Source organism: Gimesia sp. (assembly GCF_048262075.1).
GTDB lineage: Bacteria > Planctomycetota > Planctomycetia > Planctomycetales > Planctomycetaceae > Gimesia.
Window position 1 is genome coordinate 876,829 of the sequence record NZ_JBLXFK010000001.1, and the last position, 19,231, is coordinate 896,059.

At 49.2% G+C, this 19,231-nt stretch carries 17 protein-coding genes; 10 read left to right on the plus strand and 7 right to left on the minus strand.

What is annotated here, in order from left to right; genetic code table 11:
* The first annotated feature begins 270 nt into the window (after positions 1–270).
* Positions 271–732 carry a hypothetical protein gene (locus ACN0YH_RS03220; protein ID WP_417378101.1) on the plus strand — a complete coding sequence of 154 codons (462 nt, stop codon included), beginning with the start codon at positions 271–273 and terminating at the stop codon, positions 730–732.
* Between the two features lie 141 nt (positions 733–873).
* Entirely contained in the window at positions 874–1,653 is a 780-nt protein-coding gene (locus ACN0YH_RS03225; protein WP_417378102.1) for a class I SAM-dependent methyltransferase, read from the plus strand.
* Positions 1,654–1,761: 108 nt separating this feature from the next.
* Here the strand turns inward: ACN0YH_RS03225 and pyrH are convergent, their stop codons facing one another.
* The 3 genes from pyrH to rpsB form a co-directional block, all read right to left on the minus strand.
* Positions 1,762–2,529: a UMP kinase gene (gene pyrH, locus ACN0YH_RS03230; RefSeq protein WP_417378103.1), complete on the minus strand. Its 768-nt coding sequence runs from the start codon at positions 2,527–2,529 to the stop codon at positions 1,762–1,764.
* Positions 2,530–2,646: 117 nt separating this feature from the next.
* On the minus strand, positions 2,647–3,483 hold the full coding sequence (gene tsf, locus ACN0YH_RS03235; protein ID WP_417378104.1) for a translation elongation factor Ts: 837 nt from the start codon (positions 3,481–3,483) through the stop codon (positions 2,647–2,649).
* 147 nt (positions 3,484–3,630) lie between these two features.
* Positions 3,631–4,389, minus strand: coding sequence for a 30S ribosomal protein S2 (gene rpsB / locus ACN0YH_RS03240; RefSeq protein ID WP_417378105.1), 759 nt, complete (start codon positions 4,387–4,389; stop codon positions 3,631–3,633).
* A gap of 364 nt (positions 4,390–4,753) precedes the next feature.
* Between rpsB and ACN0YH_RS03245 the strand changes: the two genes are divergently transcribed.
* Complete coding sequence (locus tag ACN0YH_RS03245) at positions 4,754–6,658, plus strand: GTPase (protein WP_417378106.1); 1,905 nt, start codon at positions 4,754–4,756, stop codon at positions 6,656–6,658.
* A 69-nt stretch (positions 6,659–6,727) separates the two neighbouring features.
* A complete protein-coding gene (locus tag ACN0YH_RS03250) occupies positions 6,728–8,563 on the plus strand; it encodes a GTPase (RefSeq protein WP_417378107.1) in 1,836 nt (611 codons plus the stop codon).
* 13 nt (positions 8,564–8,576) lie between these two features.
* Here ACN0YH_RS03250 and ACN0YH_RS03255 read toward each other — a convergent pair whose 3' ends face one another.
* Positions 8,577–8,978, minus strand: a complete 402-nt coding sequence (locus ACN0YH_RS03255) for a thioredoxin family protein (protein WP_417378109.1) — start codon at positions 8,976–8,978, stop codon at positions 8,577–8,579.
* A gap of 327 nt (positions 8,979–9,305) precedes the next feature.
* Between ACN0YH_RS03255 and ACN0YH_RS03260 the strand changes: the two genes are divergently transcribed.
* On the plus strand, positions 9,306–10,073 hold the full coding sequence (locus ACN0YH_RS03260; RefSeq protein WP_417378111.1) for an undecaprenyl-diphosphate phosphatase: 768 nt from the start codon (positions 9,306–9,308) through the stop codon (positions 10,071–10,073).
* A gap of 13 nt (positions 10,074–10,086) precedes the next feature.
* Here the strand turns inward: ACN0YH_RS03260 and glgX are convergent, their stop codons facing one another.
* Positions 10,087–12,183, minus strand: a complete 2,097-nt coding sequence (gene glgX, locus ACN0YH_RS03265; protein WP_417378112.1) for a glycogen debranching protein GlgX — start codon at positions 12,181–12,183, stop codon at positions 10,087–10,089.
* Positions 12,184–12,689: 506 nt separating this feature from the next.
* On the minus strand, positions 12,690–13,259 hold the full coding sequence (locus ACN0YH_RS03270; RefSeq protein ID WP_417378113.1) for a hypothetical protein: 570 nt from the start codon (positions 13,257–13,259) through the stop codon (positions 12,690–12,692).
* A gap of 497 nt (positions 13,260–13,756) precedes the next feature.
* Between ACN0YH_RS03270 and ACN0YH_RS03275 the strand changes: the two genes are divergently transcribed.
* Positions 13,757–14,686 carry a hypothetical protein gene (locus ACN0YH_RS03275; protein ID WP_417378114.1) on the plus strand — a complete coding sequence of 310 codons (930 nt, stop codon included), beginning with the start codon at positions 13,757–13,759 and terminating at the stop codon, positions 14,684–14,686.
* A 31-nt stretch (positions 14,687–14,717) separates the two neighbouring features.
* On the opposite strand, the gene ACN0YH_RS03280 is transcribed toward ACN0YH_RS03275, so the two are convergent.
* Positions 14,718–15,692 carry an alpha/beta hydrolase gene (locus tag ACN0YH_RS03280; protein WP_417378115.1) on the minus strand — a complete coding sequence of 325 codons (975 nt, stop codon included), beginning with the start codon at positions 15,690–15,692 and terminating at the stop codon, positions 14,718–14,720.
* 217 nt (positions 15,693–15,909) lie between these two features.
* On the opposite strand from ACN0YH_RS03280, the gene ACN0YH_RS03285 reads away from it, so the two are divergent.
* The 4 genes from ACN0YH_RS03285 to ACN0YH_RS03300 all read left to right on the plus strand — a co-directional run bounded on the left by ACN0YH_RS03285 (position 15,910) and on the right by ACN0YH_RS03300 (position 19,230).
* Positions 15,910–16,305, plus strand: a complete 396-nt coding sequence (locus tag ACN0YH_RS03285) for a ComEA family DNA-binding protein (protein ID WP_417378116.1) — start codon at positions 15,910–15,912, stop codon at positions 16,303–16,305.
* 227 nt (positions 16,306–16,532) lie between these two features.
* A complete protein-coding gene (locus ACN0YH_RS03290) occupies positions 16,533–16,838 on the plus strand; it encodes a DUF485 domain-containing protein (RefSeq protein WP_417378117.1) in 306 nt (101 codons plus the stop codon).
* Positions 16,835–18,790 carry a cation acetate symporter gene (locus tag ACN0YH_RS03295; protein WP_417378118.1) on the plus strand — a complete coding sequence of 652 codons (1,956 nt, stop codon included), beginning with the start codon at positions 16,835–16,837 and terminating at the stop codon, positions 18,788–18,790. Before ACN0YH_RS03290 ends, ACN0YH_RS03295 begins: the two co-directional genes overlap by 4 nt.
* Positions 18,787–19,230: a DUF695 domain-containing protein gene (locus ACN0YH_RS03300; RefSeq protein WP_417378119.1), complete on the plus strand. Its 444-nt coding sequence runs from the start codon at positions 18,787–18,789 to the stop codon at positions 19,228–19,230. The genes ACN0YH_RS03295 and ACN0YH_RS03300 overlap by 4 nt, the downstream gene beginning before the upstream one ends.
* Position 19,231: the final 1 nt, after the last annotated feature.

Consider the following 19,231-nt stretch of genomic DNA (forward strand, 5'->3'; position numbering starts at 1 on the left):
ATCAGACTTGTCAATCCTGCTGTTAATCCCCTACCATATATGTAACAAATGCCTGTACTAAAACAGGCCATGGATCATTCAGGATTCTCTTCCGGAAAACTCTGCTGATTCATGACAAATTAACCTGTTGACTTTGTTTTTTTCAAAATCAGGAGGTAACATCCCGCCAGTTAAAGATTACGTTCCCACCCTACTTTAAAGATGAAACGCCTTATTTTCCCACCCCTTACCTACACCCACCTTACGTAGGAACTACAGAAAGGCCCGAAGATGTCAACGATCACCATCGAAGCGCCCGAATCGCGCTCCAACGGTCCCTCCACATTCTCTGTCGAATCATATACACAGTCCGCGATCAGAATGTTGACCTGGACCCTGGGTACAATCGTATTCTGCCTGGCAATGATTGACTTTTATGCCCAGACCTACGCTCATGAGACCGAACTTGCTTTACAACATGCACAGACTGAGATGCTCGATCAGAACAAAGATCTGCGGATGTCTGATGTGAATCTATACATCGCAGGCACCCCCAGTGTTGTGACAAAGCCTGCAGATAACCATACTCAGATGTGTAAAAAAATGAAGCAGTATACCTGGAAAGGTTTCTTTAAAGACTATTCGATTTCAGTATATGTCGGCCTGGGAGAAAACCCCTCGATTGATTTCGTCCATGGCCCGGGAGAGATGATTAAAGACTTGCCCACACATACCCTGGGAAAAACCCTGTAAGCTCGGCTTAAGACAGATTCTTTCGCCACTGGTTGAACATCAGCCTTAAGCAGACTATAACGTCTGCTTAAGGCTTTTTTTACTGACGCTTAGAACCACACACATTCCAGAGCAGAATACGAACCCCGGTAAGAATAAAACATGGAAACAATTAAAGGCCACCTGTACGACTACCCCAAATATTACGATCTCATTTTTGGTGATGACTGGAAAGCCGAGTTTGACTTTCTGCAAAGCTGCTTCAAGAAGCACGCCACACGTAAGGTGAAACGATTATTTGAACCAGCCTGTGGAACCGGCCGCCTGCTGATCAAACTGGCTCAGGCCGGCTATCAGGTCTCGGGTAACGACCTCAATCAACATGCCATCAAATACTGTAATGACCGACTCGAACGCTTCGGCTTCCCCCGCTCTGCCGACCTGGGAGACATGTCAGACTTCAAACTGAAAAAGCCCGTCGATGCTGCCTTTAATACCATCAATAGCTTTCGTCACCTGCCTTCCGAATCCGCAGCAAAAAATCACTTAAAATGCGTGGCTGATGCACTCGCCCCAGGCGGATTGTATATTCTGGGTCTGCACCTGACTCCTACAGTAGGCGAACCAATGCAGAGCGAAAGCTGGTCAGCCCGACGGGGAAACCTTCAGATCAACTCACATATGCAGTCGATCTGGACGGATCACAAAAAGCGTAACGAACATCTGGAGATGACGTTTGACGTCTACACTCCATCACGACAGTTTCAGTTGTTCGATACGATGGACTACCGAACTTATACTGCGCCGCAATTTAAGGCGTTGCTGAAAAAAGTCCCTGAGTTCGAGGTCGTTGAATTGTACGACTTCATGTATGAAATGGACTTTACCATCGAACTCGATGCGCAGACCGAAGATGTTGTCTTCATTCTGCGTAAAAAATAATCGGGAAGCGACTCAGCCTGGACTGTGTCCAGGCTGACTGAAGCGTCTCCAAGGCTTTTGGACCGAGCATATTAAATTGAGAGACGCTATGATTAAAAGTGATGCGATCTAACCGTCGGTACGCGATTCGACGGTCGGCAGCACGCGGGTACCAATGTTTTCGCCGGCCACTGCTTTTTCGATGTTCCCGGTTTTGCGGAAATTGAAAACCAGGATCGGGATTCCATGCTCCATACAATGATGCAGTGCCTGGGCATCCATGACCTGCAGATTCTTATGCAGAACGTCCTGGTAGCTGATCTCAGAAAAACGGACGGCATGCGGGTTTTTCTCAGGATCATCAGAATAGATCCCGTCGACCTTGGTTGCCTTCAGAAGAATGTCCGCGTCAATCTCACGCGAACGCAATGCCGCAGCAGTATCAGTTGTGACAAAGGGGCTACCGGTTCCGGCAGCCAGAATGACCACTCGCCCCTTCTCCAGATGACGAACACAGCGCCGACGTATAAAAGGCTCTGCCACTCCTTCCATACGAATCGCCGTCTGCAGGCGAGTTGGCACACCCGCATTTTCCAGAGCATCCTGTAAGGCGAGACCGTTAATTACTGTCGCCAGCATACCCATATAATGCGCGGTGGCGGGATTGATGGAACCACTGGATGAAGAGAACTGTTTGCCTCGCAGAATATTGCCGCCACCACAGACGATGGCCAACTGAACTCCTGAATCAACCAGTCGCTTGATCTGAGCGGAAATTGACTCCAACTCAGACATGCTGATGCCACCTTCACCATCGCGGCAGAATACTTCGCCACTTAATTTGAGTAAAACACGCTCATAAGCAGGCTTAAGCAAAGGGGCAGGAGAATCGGTCATCCGTGGTATCCTCAATAGTCGGTCAGGAGTTAGTAAAAAATCAGAGCACTCAGAATCGATATAGAAAAAAACGCACGCGCACTCAATCAGTACGCATGCGTCACAGTTTTCAAATGCTTAACCGCCAATTGCACAACGGGTAAAGGAAACTGCTTCCAGACCTTTTTCGGCCAAAGCCTGGCTGACAGTTTTGGAATCATCAACCGCATACGGCTGATAATTCAGTACTCCCTGTTCCACAAAAAATGTTTTCATGCGGCCATCTACAATTTTTTCAATAATATTATCTGGCTTGCCTGTCGCTTTGGCTTCCGCAACCAGACGGTCACGTTCTTCCTGAACAACGGCAGGGTCCAGATCTGATTCATTGACAGCAACCGGTTTCAAAGCAGCAATGTGCATTGCCACGCCGCGAAGCAGTTCGGCATCAGCTGTTTCACCTTTTGCCTGCAGCAGAACGCCGGTTTTGCCATCATGGTGCACGTAGCTGCCTGTTGGTCCCTGTGAGCGGGCAATACGGGTGACGACAATTTTTTCACGGATCTTGTTTAACATATCCATGAAATCATCATTCAGAGTTTTTCCCGGTGTTTTTACGGATGGCAGTGCCAGCAGACCTTCTACCGTATCCACTTCCGGATTGGCAATCAGTTGCGCGACACATGCGTTGGAAAAGTTAACCAGGTCTTCGCCACTGGCAACCGGGGCCGACTCGCAGGCCACTTCCAGCATCACGGTTTCGGAACCATCTTCGCTGGACAGAACTGTGATGCGACCTTCGGAAGTCGCATTGTCACTCCGCTTCAGCTGAATCTTGCCGGCTTCTTCCCGCAGAATTTCGATTGCCTTTTCCTGATCGCCGCCTGCTTCCTGCAGTGCTTTTTTGCAGGCCATCATGGGCAGGTCGGTAATTTCACGTAATGCTTTCACGGCTGCTGCTGTGATTTCAGCCATCTCAGTAATCTCCTTCGAAAGCAACTGCTTCATCAATTGCTTTAATTTGATATTCCGATTTGTTTGGGTTTTGAAGTGACTCCGCTGGCTGGCTCGATCACCAGTCAGCGGCAGACACTTTTGCCATCTCGATTTGCGATGTATCTCTTACAGTGAAGGGACTGGCTTGAATTCTTCTTCAGCGCCTGCTTCACCACTATCATCTTTTTTACCAGTGTCAGGCAGCTTGCCTTTGCCTGCCATGATGGAAGATGCCAACTGGTTCATTACCAGACGGATAGAACGAATACTATCATCATTACCGGGGATCGGCAGATCGACTTCATCAGGATCGGAGTCGGTATCAATCAGACCCACAACCTTGATTCCCAGAATGTGTGCTTCGTGAACCGCATTCTTTTCCTTGGTCGGATCAACCACGACCAGGGCTTCGGGCAGACGGTTCATAGTACGAATTCCGTTCAGGTTACGGAAAACTTTTCGCTTTTCACGCAGCAGTGTGGACTGCATCTTCTTGGAATAAGAATGGATTTCACCAGTTTCATCAAATGATTCCAGCTCTTCCAGACGTTTCAGACGGTTACGCACAGTGCGGAAGTTGGTTAAGGCACCACCCAGCCAGCGTTCGGTCACATAAGGCATACCACAGGCGGTTGCTGCATCGCGGATCGGGCCTTGAGCCTGCTTTTTAGTACCGACGAACAGGATCAGACTTCCCTGCGAGGCGACCCGTTCCAGATAACGTTTTCCACGAATAATACCGCGGACGGTTTCTTTCAGGTCGATAATATGAATCTGGTTACGACGTCCGTAAATGTAGGGACGCATTTTAGGATTCCAGCGGCTGGTTTTATGACCGTAGTGAACACCTGCCTCAAGAATATCCTTGACTACCAATTCCGACATTTTTCACTCCTCTTTGTTAATGGGCACATGACCTGCCAGGGGCCACGTTCTTAAAGAATTACAATCAATAGACTTATCTATTGAAGGCGTCAAACAGCATCTACAAATTCTCTTTGCGCAACTTGAGCTGAGAACACTGCAAAGTGCGGCTGGGTGGATCCTATCTGAGTTATTTGTGCCCGTCAAACCTCGCGACCGTTAATTCAGGGAATTGGATCGAATTTGAAGCGTCTGTTAGCCAATTTGGACTCATCCTGAGTTCCCGAAATCGATATACTCAAACATTGCGACTTCGTAATAAGAATGAGCTCTGACGGACGAATCACAAACGCTAACATCAACCATTCCTGAACTCAATTACCCTATGTCCACCACGCTTCACAAATTTTCGAATACGATCCACCAGTTGCGGAACCATCTGCAGGCATTGGAAGCAGAATCCAGTCAGCTGGAAATCCCCAGGCTCAGTGGCCGCGAATGGTTCGATATCCTGGAACGCAAGCTGATCCCCCAGTTGACTAACGAGATGTATCTGGTCGTCGCAGTGGTGGGTGGAACCAATATTGGCAAGAGCGTCATCTTCAATCATCTGGTAGATCAGCAGACCAGCGCCATCAGCCCCCTGGCCTCTCAGACACGCCATCCGGTTTGCCTCGTGCCCCGGCACTTTGCGCAGCAGCACGATTTACGCAAGGTATTCCAGGGGTTCGAGCTGACTCCCTGGTCATCGGCGGAAGACCCCCTCAAACAGGATGAGCGGCATCTGCTCTTCTGGAAAAACTGTGACACACTCGCTTCGAATCTCCTCGTACTGGACACGCCCGATATTGACAGCGATGCCGAAGTCAACTGGGAACGCGCAGAGCGGATCAGGCAATGCGCGGATGTACTGGTTACCGTGTTGACACAACAGAAATACAATGATGCCGCGGTGAAAAAGTTTTTCCGGGAAGCTGCCCGGGAAGATAAGGTCATTATCACCGTTTTTAATCAATGCCAGTTGCCCGATGATGAAGCCTATTGGCCTCTCTGGTTAAACACATTCTGCCAGGAGACCGGTGCGCATCCGGAGCTGGTTTTCATTGCCCCGAACGATCGACGTGCCGCAACCAACCTGGAACTCCCTTTCTACCCGCGTCAATTTGAACCGACGACAACAGATTCAACTCCCGAGGTCGATGCCAGTCATCCTCAAACGGCTACCGCTGTAAATCTGATGGAAGTCCTGTCACAAATGCAATTCGGCGAGATCAAAGTTCAGACGCTGCGTGGCGCACTGAAATATCTTATCCAGCAGGACTCGGGAGTACCCTCTTATCTGCGGGAAATCAAATCGCGCAGTCAGGAATTCCGTTCTGCTGCGGAGTTACTTTCAGAGCATGAACTGGCCGAGATCGAAAACTGGCCACTGGTCCCCAATGCCGTGATCGTCGCCGCCGTCCGAAAATGGTGGCAGGAACAACGGGAAGGCTGGTCAGCCCATGTGCACGGTTTCTACAATTCACTCGGTAAAGGAGTCCTCTGGCCGGTCCGTTACCTGCATTCGCTTACAACAGAAGAAAAACGCCCCCCCATGGAAGTTTACCGTGACCAGGAATGGTCTGTGGTGCTGCAGACTGTCGAGGGAATCTATGATCGCCTGACACTCGTCAGTGAACTGGGTAACGAACTGCTGACCAGTCGGCTGAAAATGCTGTTAAATGGAACTTCGCGTGAGGCCCTGTTGAAGACGTTACATGAGGAACACTCACAGTTCGACTTCACGACTCAGTTTGAAGAACTGGTCGATAGAGAAATGACCAGTTTCAAATCGGAAAGCCCGCAATATTATGCATTAATCAAACAGATTGACCGTGCCGCTGCCGTGGGACGCCCGGTCCTCAGTGTCGGATTATTCTTTGTCGGCTTCGGTGCGGTCGGCGATGTGGGAACGCAAATCGTCACCGATACCATGATCCAGTCGGTCGTCAATGTAGCCGGTGATGTGGCCGGAGGCGCCGCTGCCACGACAGTCGGAGAGACCGCCGTCAGCAGCTCCGCTGCATCGGGTATGGGTTATCTCGAAGCAAAAATCAGACGATTTCACGCCGTCTTCGCACAGAAACGAACCGAATGGCTGGCGAATGCCATTCGAACCCATTTACTGAAAACACTTCCGGAAGAACTGAAGTCGGCTGTTGCCTTGCCAGACTCCGAACATTTTCACGCAGTCCAACAGACCACCAACGAACTGGAACAACAGTTGAATCAAATTCAAATTACACTTTAAGCCCCCTTGAGTTGGGGAACAGTATCAAACTTCACCTGAGATAAGAGACCACAAACAAAGACAGAAACCATGCCTACATCAGAATTAGCACAAATTGAAATGCTGGCAGCTGTGGACAATCTGATTCAGCAGCTCAAACAATGGAGTGAGCAGCAGACGCATTGGAAAACGGCACACCAATGCCAGGCAGTGATCCAGCAGTTGCTGCCCCGGCTGGACATGCTCCGCGTGCGACTGGAATCTCCTCTGGTCATCGCTACCTTTGGCGGCACGGGAACAGGTAAAAGCAGCCTCGTCAATGCGCTGATTGGATCTTACTGCACCACATCCGGAAGACAGAGGCCGACAACAACCAAGCCGGTCCTGATTTCTCACCCGGAGACCGACCTTGACCGACTCGGGCTGGATCTGAGCCAGTTTCATGTCGAACAGAAAAAACTGGATCAGTTGCAGAATATCATCCTGATCGACTGCCCTGACCCGGACACATCCGAATCCAATCTCGAAGAAAACAACCTGACTCGCCTGCAGCATATCATTCCACTATGCGACATATTGCTCTACACCTCGACCCAGCAGAAGTACCGTTCCGCACGGGTCTCTGAAGAGCTGATTGAAGCAGCAATCGGCCGACGACTGATCTTCGTACAGACACACGCCGGCCTGGATGAAGATATTCGCGATGACTGGAAACAACAACTTTCACAACAGTTTGAAGTTCCGGAAATCTATTTTGTCGACTCGGTCAAGGCGTTAGAAGATCAGCTGGCGGACCGAACTCCAGACCCGGAATTTGCTGCTTTACAAAACATCTTGAGTGCACAGCTCGGTAAGTCGGAACGACTTCAGGTCCGCCGAGCCAACCTCTTGGAACTGATGCAAAACGCCATCGACCACTGTTCCAGAAAAATCGAAAACGGACTGCCTGCGGTCCATGAACTTGAGTCCTTCCTGAAGCAACAACAGGTCGTTCTCACCGGACAAATGTCACAGGAACTAAGATCGGAATTACTCGTCAGCCGCAATCTCTGGGAGCGCAGACTCTTGTCCTGTGTCTCTGATTCCTGGGGCTCCAGCCCGTTTTCCATGATGCTCCGTCTGTATAACGGATTAGGCAACCTGGTTGCCTCAGCCAGTCTGTTTCGTGCCAGAAATTCCGCGCAGGTCGCATTAATCGGTGCCCTGCAGGGTGCTCGCTGGCTGGGTAATCGCCACCAGGAACAGGCGGCGGATGACCGCATGAAACGTATTGGCTCTTTCGGACTGGATGATAACAAGCTGCGCGAATCACAACTGATGATTGACGGCTACACACAGGCTGCAGGACTCACTCCTCCGCCCGGACACCAGAGCGGATCACTGGAATATCTGCAGACGGAAGCTGCGCATGTCGAAGAACAGTTCCTGAATGACGCCGGCACAAAAATCGACAGTATTATTACCCGACTGGCCCATAAAAACTCAGGCTGGTTGACGCGCTGTGTGTATGAGACCCTGTTTCTTGTATTGGTCGTCTATGCACTCGTCCGTATTGGAAAAAACTTTTTCTACGACTCGTTCCTCGACGAATCGAATATCCTGGCGATTGACTTTTATGTCACAGCAGGAGTCATTTTTCTGATCTGGACCGGGTTCCTGGTGATGATGTTTACCCGCAAATTGAAACGAGGACTGGAACAGGAGATTAATCAGCTGGCAGATCATCTGGCCAAGACCAGACTTTCACACGGCCTGTTCCCACATCTGGAACGCGAGTGTCGCCAGGTTTACTCACAACAACATTCACTGGAACGCATGCGGGGAGAAGTACATCAGCTCCGCTCAGAAATTGCATCATCCAGAATCTTAGGATCCTGGAAAGTAAATGAGCCGACAAAACACGTCGGCTCACAATCAACGCATTAAACCTGGACGCTGGTCATTTGCGATTATAGAACATCTCAGCAATGCTATAGGCATTCAATGAACCGGATCGACTGACTTCTTTGCCATCAATGATCAGGATCAGTGTTGGCAGAGACTGCACATTATATTTATCAGTCAAACCTGCGTGCTGATCGACATCGATCACACGGATATGACTTGATTCTGATTCACTGATTTCCCAGTTCTGTTTTTTCAGCGCGGGAAATTCATTGTTCTTCATTTGCACACAGGCAGGACACCAGCTTGCTGTAAACAGTAACAGTTGATGGCTGGAGACATCTTCTTCCATTTTAAAAAGCTGAATGACATTTTCAGGCAACGCAGGCACTTCCACTGACTGAGCTGGTGCTAATGAAAGAGATAACACCAATGTTGCTGGGATGAGTGTATTCATTGTGATCCATTACAATTTAAAGACTATTGAAACCTCATTTACAGTAGGCAACAACCATAGCGACTCAAGCTAACCCGTTCAACCGTTAAACTTGACTCAAATTGACAAGATTCCGATTCCTCGTTATAGAGTCTTTGCAATAGAATCTAATGATTTTCATTTAGATTCTCTATCCATCACAATCCGTAATCCTCTTCACCATTAGCACTTACATTACCTTTAACTTCGAAGCATTAAAACTCCCGTCATTATCAGCATCTATTACAATTGATCGGTTCACACGCCAGTGTTAATCAATCACGTCCCGTATCCTTGAAAAGACGCCCCATGACCTGGTTAAAAATGATACTCCTGTCCATCATACAGGGAATCAGCGAGTTCCTGCCGATCAGCTCTTCCGGGCACCTGGTGATTGTGGAAAGCCTGCTGGAGATCCAGGCAGATCAGACGGACGTGAACATCGTGCTGCATGCGGGAACACTGCTGTCGATCCTGATCTTTTATCACAAAACGATCTTCCGACTCCTAAGCCAGGACATGCGCGTCATTCCATTGCTGATTGTAGGTACGCTGCCAGTTGTTGTGATTGGACTGACGGCCAAAAAATATGCTGAACATTATCTGGAGAGCCCGCTGCTGGCTGGCTGCATGCTGCCTGTGACGGGACTGTTCCTGCTGCTGATTCCCCGAATTCCACATCACGACCAGAGCTACACCAAAATCACATACAAGCAGGCGATCCTGATTGGACTGGCACAGGCAATTGCAATTCTGCCGGGAATCTCCCGTAGTGGGAGTACGATCGTTGCAGGACTGCTCACAGGGATGTCGAGACAGTCGGCTGCCACCTTCTCTTTTCTGCTTGCCATCCCGGCAATTTCCGGCGCAACCATTCTGGAAACGGCGGAAATCATTTCGAACCAGCATCTCAGCACCCCACTGAGCCTGTTACTCACCGGTGCACTGATCGCAGCAGTGGTAGGACTGGTGGCACTCTGGCTGCTCGTGCGCTGGCTGGAAAAAGGTAAGCTGCACTACTTCGCGTACTGGTGCATTCCCCTGGGAATCCTGATTGTCATCATGCAGTTGATCTGAAAGATCAATCTGCTTACTTACGACCACTCCGACGTACATAACAACGCAGTGAGCGTGGTGGCAGTACGGCAACACGGGGATACAGCGTCGCTCCATCCCGTTTGGGGAAAATATCCAATGGAGAACGGGCTGAGGTATCAATCGTCAGGTTCCACTCCTTAGGTTTGATTCCCACAGGCAATTCAAATGCCTGCGGTTCGTGTGAGGAGTTCACCAGGATCATCAAATCAGAACCATCGCGTACCCTACGTGAGGTATGCCTTGCTCCCAGGATGCACAACAGGCAGTTCTTATCATGGGCCCAGTCGACAGAGTGCCCCATGACGTTATACCAGCTGACATCGGGCAATTTCTCTACACCATCTGAGTCGCCGGTAAGAAAATTCCGCTGCCTGAGCGTGGGCTCACAAAGCCGGAAATGGATCAGTTCTTTGGTAAACCGATACAGGCCTTTGTACTTTTTGACCAGTGACCAGTCAAACCATGAGATCGCATTATCCTGACAGTAAGTATTATTGTTTCCACGCTGAGTTCGGCGGCATTCATCACCGGCGAGCAGCATCGGAACCCCCTGGCTCAAAAAGAGTGTTGCCAGCATATTCTTAATCTGACGCTCACGCATCCCGATGATTGCAGGGTCATCAGTGGGACCTTCAGCACCAAAATTCATGCTGATATTGTTATTTTCGCCATCCTGATTATCTTCACGGTTGGCATAATTATGTTTGTGTTCGTAGCTCACCAGGTCATTCAGCGTGAAGCCATCATGGGCGGTAATAAAGTTCACGCCATGAAAAGGTTCGCGTCCCGTCTTCTGATAGAGGTCGCTCGACCCTGAAAGTCGTGTAGCATAATCGCCCAGTGTGGGAACATCCCCCCTCCAGAATCGGCGAATATCATCCCGATAGCGACCGTTCCACTCCGCCCAGCGAATATGAGAAAACGAACCGACCTGATAAGCGCCGGCAGCATCCCAGGCTTCTGCAATCAGCTTGGTATCTGCGAGCAAGGGATCTTCAGCGATCGCTTCCACCAGGGGAGGACTGGGAACAAGATTACCACTACGATCGCGGCTCAGAATTGAAGCTAAATCGAAACGGAAGCCATCAATATGATAATTGCAGGTCCAGTGCCGCAGACAATGAAAGATCATTTCACGAACTACCGGATGATTTCCATTGATCGCGTTTCCACACCCGGAATAATTTTTATAGTACTTCCCTCCCTGATCCAGATGGTAATAAACCTGGTTCTCCAGTCCACGGAATGAGAGGGTAGGACCGTTCTCGTTTCCTTCCGCAGTATGATTGAATACCACGTCCAGAATGACTTCGATGCCGGCTTCATGCAGTGCCCGTACCATCTCTTTGAATTCGCGGACCTGCGCACCTGGCTCTGAATTCGTCGCATAACCACGGTGCGGCGCAAAGAAGGCCAATGTTTCATATCCCCAATAATTTTGATGGTCTGTAAATGTACCATCGGCTTCATTCATCGGGAATTCATGAATGGGCATTAACTCAACGGCGGTGACGCCCAGGTCGATCAAATAAGGAATTTTTTCAATGACTCCCAGGTAAGTACCGGGATTCTCCACTCCACTCGAGGGTGAGTTGGTAAAGCCGCGCACATGCATTTCATAGATGACGGTATCAGCCAGGTGGTGACGGACATGGCGATCTCCCTGCCAGTCAAACTGATCATCAACGACCACACATTTGGGAGGTCTCACGATACCATCTAATGAAGGCTGAAAATTTCCGGCCAGCGCTTTCGCATAGGGATCAATCAGGCGCGCCCGCTTATCAAATCGCTGGCCGATTTCCGGCTGAAAGGGACCATCTGCCTGAAAATGATAAAGCTGGCCCGGGCCAATGCCCGAGATGAACGCCGTCCAGATATCTCCGAGGCGTCCATATTCCTGGTTGAAGCGGATGACTTCCGTAGGCTCTGTATCATCAACATGATTATACAGCAAGAGCCACATAGATGTGGCTGATCGACTGTAAACAGAAAAAAGCACCCCGTTGTCCTGCGGCACAGCGCCGTAGGAAAAAGTATGCATTGAATGAATCGGGGAGCTGAGAGAGTGTACCAATTCGCGACCCATTGCTGACCTGTTCCTCACAATGACTGCATTGAACGTTTAATTTGAAAATTACGAACTCTTCTCCTGAGCGCCAAAAAAAGAAATCAGAACGTTCCGTCCAACACAGTAATCTATCTCTAATATTTCCAAACGGCTGTTAGCCTTATGCCATCGGACAGAGGCAACCGCCATTAAATTTTAACCATTATCCCTAATTCTATACTTCGACGTCCCTGCCAGTAATTGATCATTCTTTTTTTACTGAAATTAAGAACTTTAAAATCAGTATCAGATTGAAGCTATGACCGAGAGAAAGATCGTTTTGCACTTTATTCAACCAATACTCAGTTTATACATAAATTAACTCACAGCTGCAGATAGTTTAACAAGTAAAATAACTTTACCCAGAGTAATTTCCCAAAAATGACAACTGAACTGCTGGAACGTCCCAGCAGTTCAGTGCTTGCATAACCACATTTTTCATCCTGTAGTTTCGAACCAGTTTTCCAGTGAAATCACGCTTTTTCTTAAGGGAAAAATGGATCATTTCGCATGGAATTAGTAGATGCCGGCACCGAGGTCCGGTATCTGACTGGCTGGGCCACGGGGCGGTAAGCCGGATACTGCACATTGTTCAAACCTGTTCCCCGGTACCCGGTGTAACTCTGGGTAGGGTAACGATATTGAGTCAAGTTACAGTTGCCACCAGGACAGTTTGCGGTACTGTAACCTGTTCCACAATTACCACCGGGGCAACTGGCAGAGCCATATCCGGTTCCACAGTTCCCTGAAGCACAGGGGCTGGCGTAATTGCTCGTGTAGTTACTGGTGGGGTAACAGACACCGTTCACACAATTTGTACTACCATAAGAAGCTTGACCATACGAAGACTGTCCATAATAGGGACGGTATGTCTGCTGAGCGGTACGATAGCTGACCGGTCGCGTCAACGCCCGAAAAGGTGAGGTAATTACATCAACGACACCACCGGGACGAGGTTGAAAAAAAGCAGTCTGAGTTTCAGCAGCCTGAGAGTCACCAGCCAGCATCACAACAGCTGCGGCACAAATAGCTAAAGTTGTAAGGAAACGTTTCATCGAGATTTCTCCACATTTGTAAAGACGGGTTACTGTTATCATTTAAACCACATTGTGGTAATCAAACACTAATGCACCCGCCGTGCCAAACAGTTTACCCCTAACAAAAAACACAACCCTATACCATTTCCCACAAACACTTTACAGAATATCTCAACACTTCACATAAATCATATCCGCAACACATCACCAACTTTTTTGTAACAATTACGACATCATTTCTACAAACATTTCTCCATAATACTGTTTTCTATCAAAAGTGGTAAACTGTCCGGCTAATCTGTAATGATCAGTCAATTTTGAACGGGGTTTACAGTCAATCAGACAGCTCATTTATGTTATCATTTTGATTAGCCAGTTTTTTCTTCTGGCAGACTCGTCCGGTTATTCTGAATAGACGCTCCTGCCGATATCCAATATAAATCCGCTCCCTCAGCTCAACAGACGTTTTCATTGGGGTGTGATTTCACGTATCCCCATTTGCAGTGATGAGAACCATGAATCGCTACACCAAAAAAGTCGACCAGTTTGCAGCAGCCCCCATGTTCTGCTGTTCCATTCTGTTTCTGGCTTTTTTTGCAGGCTCGATGCATCTTTATAACCTGGATTCGCCAGGACTTGCCCTGACCATCTGCAACTGGTGTCTGTTTTTAATTTACCCCTGCTTTGTGATAGAAGCGGTTACTCACATCGCTTTAGGCAGCCCTCGCTGGAAATTTAACCTTCTGTATTGCCTCATCCCCCCTCTCAGAATTTGCGCACGCGATCAAATGACCGGACGCGCCGTGTGGTTCCCCATCCTGGCATGGCGAGAAGTGAATCAGGCATTCCGGGAACGAACCAGAAAGTCATTTGCACTACCGATGCTGGTGATGGCACTGCTGGTACTCCCGCTGTTTGCAGTTGAGCACTATTGGCAAAAGCAAATTGAAGCAAGCCCGACCCTGGCAGATATCACAGCCTTAGCAACCGGGCTCATCTGGTTTGCGTTCACTCTCGAATTCATCGTGATGATTTCTATCGAAAAGAAACGTATCGAGTACTGCCGCAAGCACTGGATTGACCTGGCTGTCATCTGCCTGCCAATGATTGCATTCCTGCGTGCCCTTAAAATCAGCGGACTGCTTAAACTACAGCAGTTATCAAAATTGCAGCAGTTATCGAAATCGGCGCGCATCTTCCGTATCAAGAGTCTGGTCATGAAACTCTACCGTGCCATGCTGATGCTGGAGGCCATCAACCGAATATTGCAACGAAATCCGGAAAAACGGATCACACGCCTGGAAGCCCAGCTCCAGGAGAAAGAACGCGAAATCACTAAAATCAAAACTGAAATCGCGATGCTCTCGGACAGGATTGCCTTGAACTCGCTGTCCGTCTGCGAGGAGACCTGCCAGGACGATACACCGCAAAGAAAAGCAGCCTGACAGCATTTCCCCTCAAATCATGGCAGCGTGATTACTCATCACGATCATAACGGGGACGACGATCAGACCAGTCGCCAGGCAGTCGTTTCAGGTGCTTTTCCAGAAACTTTAAGATATCCAGTTCAAGCCCCAATCGCTTTCCGAGCATATCAGTGCCGCGCAGTTTGCCGGGATACTCCTTGAAGTACATCCGCTCTTTGGAATCCTGTGCAGAAGATAATTGCGTGTACAGTTTGCTGGCAGCCCCACGATCCAGAGAATCGCTGGCACCTGTACACACGAAAAAGCCCATCCCTAATATCGGGTCCTTGACCTTAACTGCAGCGCGAGAGCCCGAGACTCCTGGCACACTGGCATCTGGTGAAATCAGCACCAGCGCCCTGACAGTCTGGCCTTTGGGAGTTTTAGCAGCCAGCACGGGTGCATCGTCATAGGGAACCTTACTCCAGTCATACAGAGCATAATTCAAAACAATCGGCACGCTCATATCAGCAGCAATGATCGCCGTCTTCTGCATGTTTAAATGTTTTTTCTGATGTTCGTCGTACAGAAATTTCCAGACAGCTTCCATATCGTAAGCGACCATCGCCCTGTAATCCAAAGCCGAAAGCTTATCCCGGGAACTCCCTTTCTGGTTCTGATTGCCTCCTGCATCGGCGGCAGTCAACTGACTTTTGCCATGCTTTCGCAAATCAACAGATACCACAGCATACCCGTTCTTCTGCAGAAGGGGTGCTAAACTCATATCCCATGCCCGCTTATTTCCCCCTTTGCCATGCAGCAACACAACCACGGGCGAATCTGAGGCGTTACTGGATTCAAAGTAGGTAATCGCAATCGGCCAACCACCCTGTGCCGTTAAACTCATCTCCTGAGGTTTAGGTGGTCCCTTGGTATCTTTCGACTGGGCAAAGACCGCACTGCTACTGACCAACGAGATGGTAACCAACGTGAAGATCGAATAAATCAGGTGACTTTTTTTCGTACAGTATAAAAGATTTCGCACGGAACCCCCTCAACGTTGGAATAATTTCTTAGTGGCTGTAAGCTTGATGCTGCAAACGGTCTTGGATAGGCAATATTTTTGTTGAACTATACTTTTATTCTATGGTTTATTTACAGTGAGGTCAATTAGTGTCCTCGCTTTTCAGGATCTTCCCTCTCACGATTACTGTATTTTTCAGTACATTTAATCCTTATTTCAACGCGAGAACAGATCGTCAATGCAGAACCAGGAAACCAACGAAACCCCCGCGCGACCATTTCTTGGTCTGCAAAGGGATGATCAGTATTTCCTGGGAATCCTGTTCGCCGCTATCCTTCTTGTTGCGCTGATTCATTTAATTCAGATGTCACACTGGGGATCAAAATCAATTGAAATAGAACGACTGCCACATCTCCATTTCGAGTATCAGATTGATATTAATCGGGCAACCTGGGTGGAGTTTGCTCAGCTTGAGGGTATCGGCCCTTCACTGGGAAAACGGATCGTCGCCTACCGGGAAGCCAATGGGCCGTTCGCCTCCATTGATGATATTAAAAATGTCAATGGAATCGGCGAAAAGAAACTGAACGTGAACCGGAAGCATCTGATTTTGAATCCGACTGGCCCCCCTTAAGTCACTGAAGCCGGGATCTGTTCAGGCTTGTACAGCCCAGAAAGGGGAAGCCCGTTGATTCACCAACAAAAACAGCCGTTTTTCAATATCTTTGTGGCTCTCGTTCTGAAGTCAGTTGATTCCACACCCGAATCACGGTTGAATAGTCATTTCAATCATTTATCCAGATCCAGTCTTTCTGGCGGATCTTGCCCGAAATAGCGTTTCATCTAAAGGGTTTACTTCTTATGGCAGGTTTTGATCATGGCTCCAATGAGCCAGATGAACAGGAGAGCCTCGAGACCATTTCGCGAAACACGCGCCTGGGTCTCAAACTCTTCATAGTCTATCTGGTATTGTATGGCGGATTTGTTTTTCTAAATACGTTTTCGCCTGCCCAGATGGAACTGGTCGTCTTTGCCGGATTAAATCTGGCCATCGTGTATGGCTTTACCCTGATCATCGCCGCGTTTCTGCTCGCCATGATTTATGGCTGGATGTGCCGTAATGAGATTGACTCCCCGACTGCAGAGAACGGGGAGGCGAAATCATGATTTATGAACCGTCCCTGATGGCCGTATTAATCTTCGGCGCCATCGTTGCCGTGACGCTCGGGCTCAGTTTCTGGTTGGGAGCCAAAGCCAAATCAGCGAAAGGTTATTTCGCAGCCGGCGGTGGTATCCACTGGTTTGTAAACGGGGTGGCCTTCGCAGGAGATTACCTGTCAGCCGCTTCATTCCTCGGTATCTGTGGCATGATTGCCTTTTATGGATACGATGGGTTCCTGTACTCCATCGGTTACCTGGCAGGCTGGATCGTCGCATTGTTCGTCATTGCAGAACCACTGAAACGCATGGGGCGTTTTACCTTCGCCGATGCGCTCGACAGCAAATTCCAGTCAAGAGGGATCAAACTGGCTGCCGCCATCAGCACACTGGCAGTCAGCATCTTTTATCTGATCCCCCAGATGGTCGGTGCCGGCGCACTGATTACCCCCCTGCTCGGCTTTCCGCATTATGTGGGCGTACTGATGGTCGGAACCATCGTTATCCTGATTGTGGTCACCGCAGGCATGGTCAGCACAACTTACGTGCAGTTTCTCAAAGGCTCTCTGCTCGTCATCTTCAGCACAATTCTCACGGTTCTGATTCTGCAACGCGGGCTTTCTACCGAACCGGTCAACGACGGCAAGAGCACACACCAGTTCCAGATCCTCGGTCCCGTTGCAGAGAATGATCTTCAGCAATGGAGATCAGAACTCAAGCTGACCGATCAGGACAAACTGACTTCTCTCGATCAGGGCGCATGGGCAAAAAAAGGATTTCTGCAACTGACTCAGGACGGCAAAACCTCTTACTGGAAGATTTCTGAAAATGAAGAACAACAGTATTTTCTTTCCGAAACCCAATACAAACTGACTACTTCCCAGGGCGCAGTCATCATTAATGGCTTGCCACAGGGGACCGGCGAAGGAGAAACCGATTTTTATCCTGTCGGTCGGATCAGCAAACTGCCCGGTGATAAAACTGAAACCGGCCCACTGGGACTGACCAGTTTTTTAAGTACCATTCGGGAAAGTGAAATCATTCTCTGGGGTTCGGAATCCATTAAAGAAGAAGACGGTTCAGCACTGACGATTTATTTCCCCAAACCGACTTCCGGGGAAAAAGTCCTCAGTCCCGGCAACCACCCCAAGTTTGCCGGTATCCGTGGTGATAAATTCTCCGAAAAACTCAATTTCCTCTCATTGATGCTGGCCCTCTTCTGTGGAACCGCGTCGCTGCCACACATTCTGATTCGCTACTATACGGTGAAAGATCAGGCCAGTGCCCGCAAAAGTACAATCGTCGGCATCGGCAGTATTGGCTACTTCTATATCCTGACCCTGTTTATGGGCCTGGGAGCCATGACCAGTGGCGCCATGGATGTGACCAACTCCAATATGGCTGCCCCTCTGCTGGCAAAAAGCATCGGGGACTGGCTGTTTGCGATTATTTCTGCGATTGCCTTTACCACCGTACTTGGAACCGTGAGCGGTCTGATTATCGCTTCCAGCGGCGCCGTTGTGCACGATCTGATGTCGAGCTTTCTGAAAATTGAAATGAATGATTTCGCCAAAGTGCGCATTGCTAAGATTGCGTCAGTTGTCGTAGGTGTGATTGCCATCATCCTGGGTATCCTGTTTGAAAAGTTCAACGTGAACTACCTGGTTGGCTGGGCCTTCAGTGTGGCTGCTTCTGCGAATCTGCCGGCGCTGGTGATGCTGCTCTTCTGGCCCAAAACCACTAAGCAGGGAATCACTGTTGCCATCTTCACTGGAATGATCTCTTCCCTGGGCTGGATCCTGTTGAGCGCAGACTCATATAAAGGGATTTACGGATGGAATCCGGAAGATGCGATCGTCCCCTTCAGTCAACCCGGACTGGTGACCATACCGCTGGGCTTCATTGTCCTGATAGTCGTCTCATTAATGACGCAGCCCAAATCACAGGAGTCAGTCAATTGACAGAACAACCACTTGAACCAGAACAGGAATGGCTCACGGCGACCGCCATGGAGGATGAATTCTCCGTCCTGTTTCGCCTCCTGCCGACAATACCACAGGAGATCAGTACGGCTGAGTTTCCTGCCCGGGTCGAAATCATCTGGTCGTATACATCACCTAACGCCACGGGCATGCCCGGTCCGAACGATCAGCAGCAGATGAATCAGTTTGAAGAACAACTGGTCGAGATCTGGCTCAAACCGGGTCTGGGACACCTCACCATGTTGATCACAGGCAACCAGATCTGCGAATGGCAATGGTATCTGCGCGATGCAGATGAGGCGCTGCAGGTATTGAACGAAGCGCTTGCTGACGCGGCACCACTGCCAATCGAATTCCATACCGAAACCGATCCCGACTGGTATGCTTACTCAAACTTTATGGAACAGGTTACAGCCTGAT

Bases quoted from the DNA above. Each gene is read 5' to 3' on its own strand.
- ACN0YH_RS03220 (WP_417378101.1), top strand. From the start codon at position 271: ATGTCAACGATCACCATCGAAGCGCCCGAATCGCGCTCCAACGGTCCC.
- ACN0YH_RS03225 (WP_417378102.1), top strand. From the start codon at position 874: ATGGAAACAATTAAAGGCCACCTGTACGACTACCCCAAATATTACGAT.
- pyrH (WP_417378103.1), bottom strand. From the start codon at position 2,529: ATGACCGATTCTCCTGCCCCTTTGCTTAAGCCTGCTTATGAGCGTGTT.
- tsf (WP_417378104.1), bottom strand. From the start codon at position 3,483: ATGGCTGAAATCACAGCAGCAGCCGTGAAAGCATTACGTGAAATTACC.
- rpsB (WP_417378105.1), bottom strand. From the start codon at position 4,389: ATGTCGGAATTGGTAGTCAAGGATATTCTTGAGGCAGGTGTTCACTAC.
- ACN0YH_RS03245 (WP_417378106.1), top strand. From the start codon at position 4,754: ATGTCCACCACGCTTCACAAATTTTCGAATACGATCCACCAGTTGCGG.
- ACN0YH_RS03250 (WP_417378107.1), top strand. From the start codon at position 6,728: ATGCCTACATCAGAATTAGCACAAATTGAAATGCTGGCAGCTGTGGAC.
- ACN0YH_RS03255 (WP_417378109.1), bottom strand. From the start codon at position 8,978: ATGAATACACTCATCCCAGCAACATTGGTGTTATCTCTTTCATTAGCA.
- ACN0YH_RS03260 (WP_417378111.1), top strand. From the start codon at position 9,306: ATGACCTGGTTAAAAATGATACTCCTGTCCATCATACAGGGAATCAGC.
- glgX (WP_417378112.1), bottom strand. From the start codon at position 12,183: ATGGGTCGCGAATTGGTACACTCTCTCAGCTCCCCGATTCATTCAATG.
- ACN0YH_RS03270 (WP_417378113.1), bottom strand. From the start codon at position 13,259: ATGAAACGTTTCCTTACAACTTTAGCTATTTGTGCCGCAGCTGTTGTG.
- ACN0YH_RS03275 (WP_417378114.1), top strand. From the start codon at position 13,757: ATGAATCGCTACACCAAAAAAGTCGACCAGTTTGCAGCAGCCCCCATG.
- ACN0YH_RS03285 (WP_417378116.1), top strand. From the start codon at position 15,910: ATGCAGAACCAGGAAACCAACGAAACCCCCGCGCGACCATTTCTTGGT.
- ACN0YH_RS03290 (WP_417378117.1), top strand. From the start codon at position 16,533: ATGGCAGGTTTTGATCATGGCTCCAATGAGCCAGATGAACAGGAGAGC.
- ACN0YH_RS03295 (WP_417378118.1), top strand. From the start codon at position 16,835: ATGATTTATGAACCGTCCCTGATGGCCGTATTAATCTTCGGCGCCATC.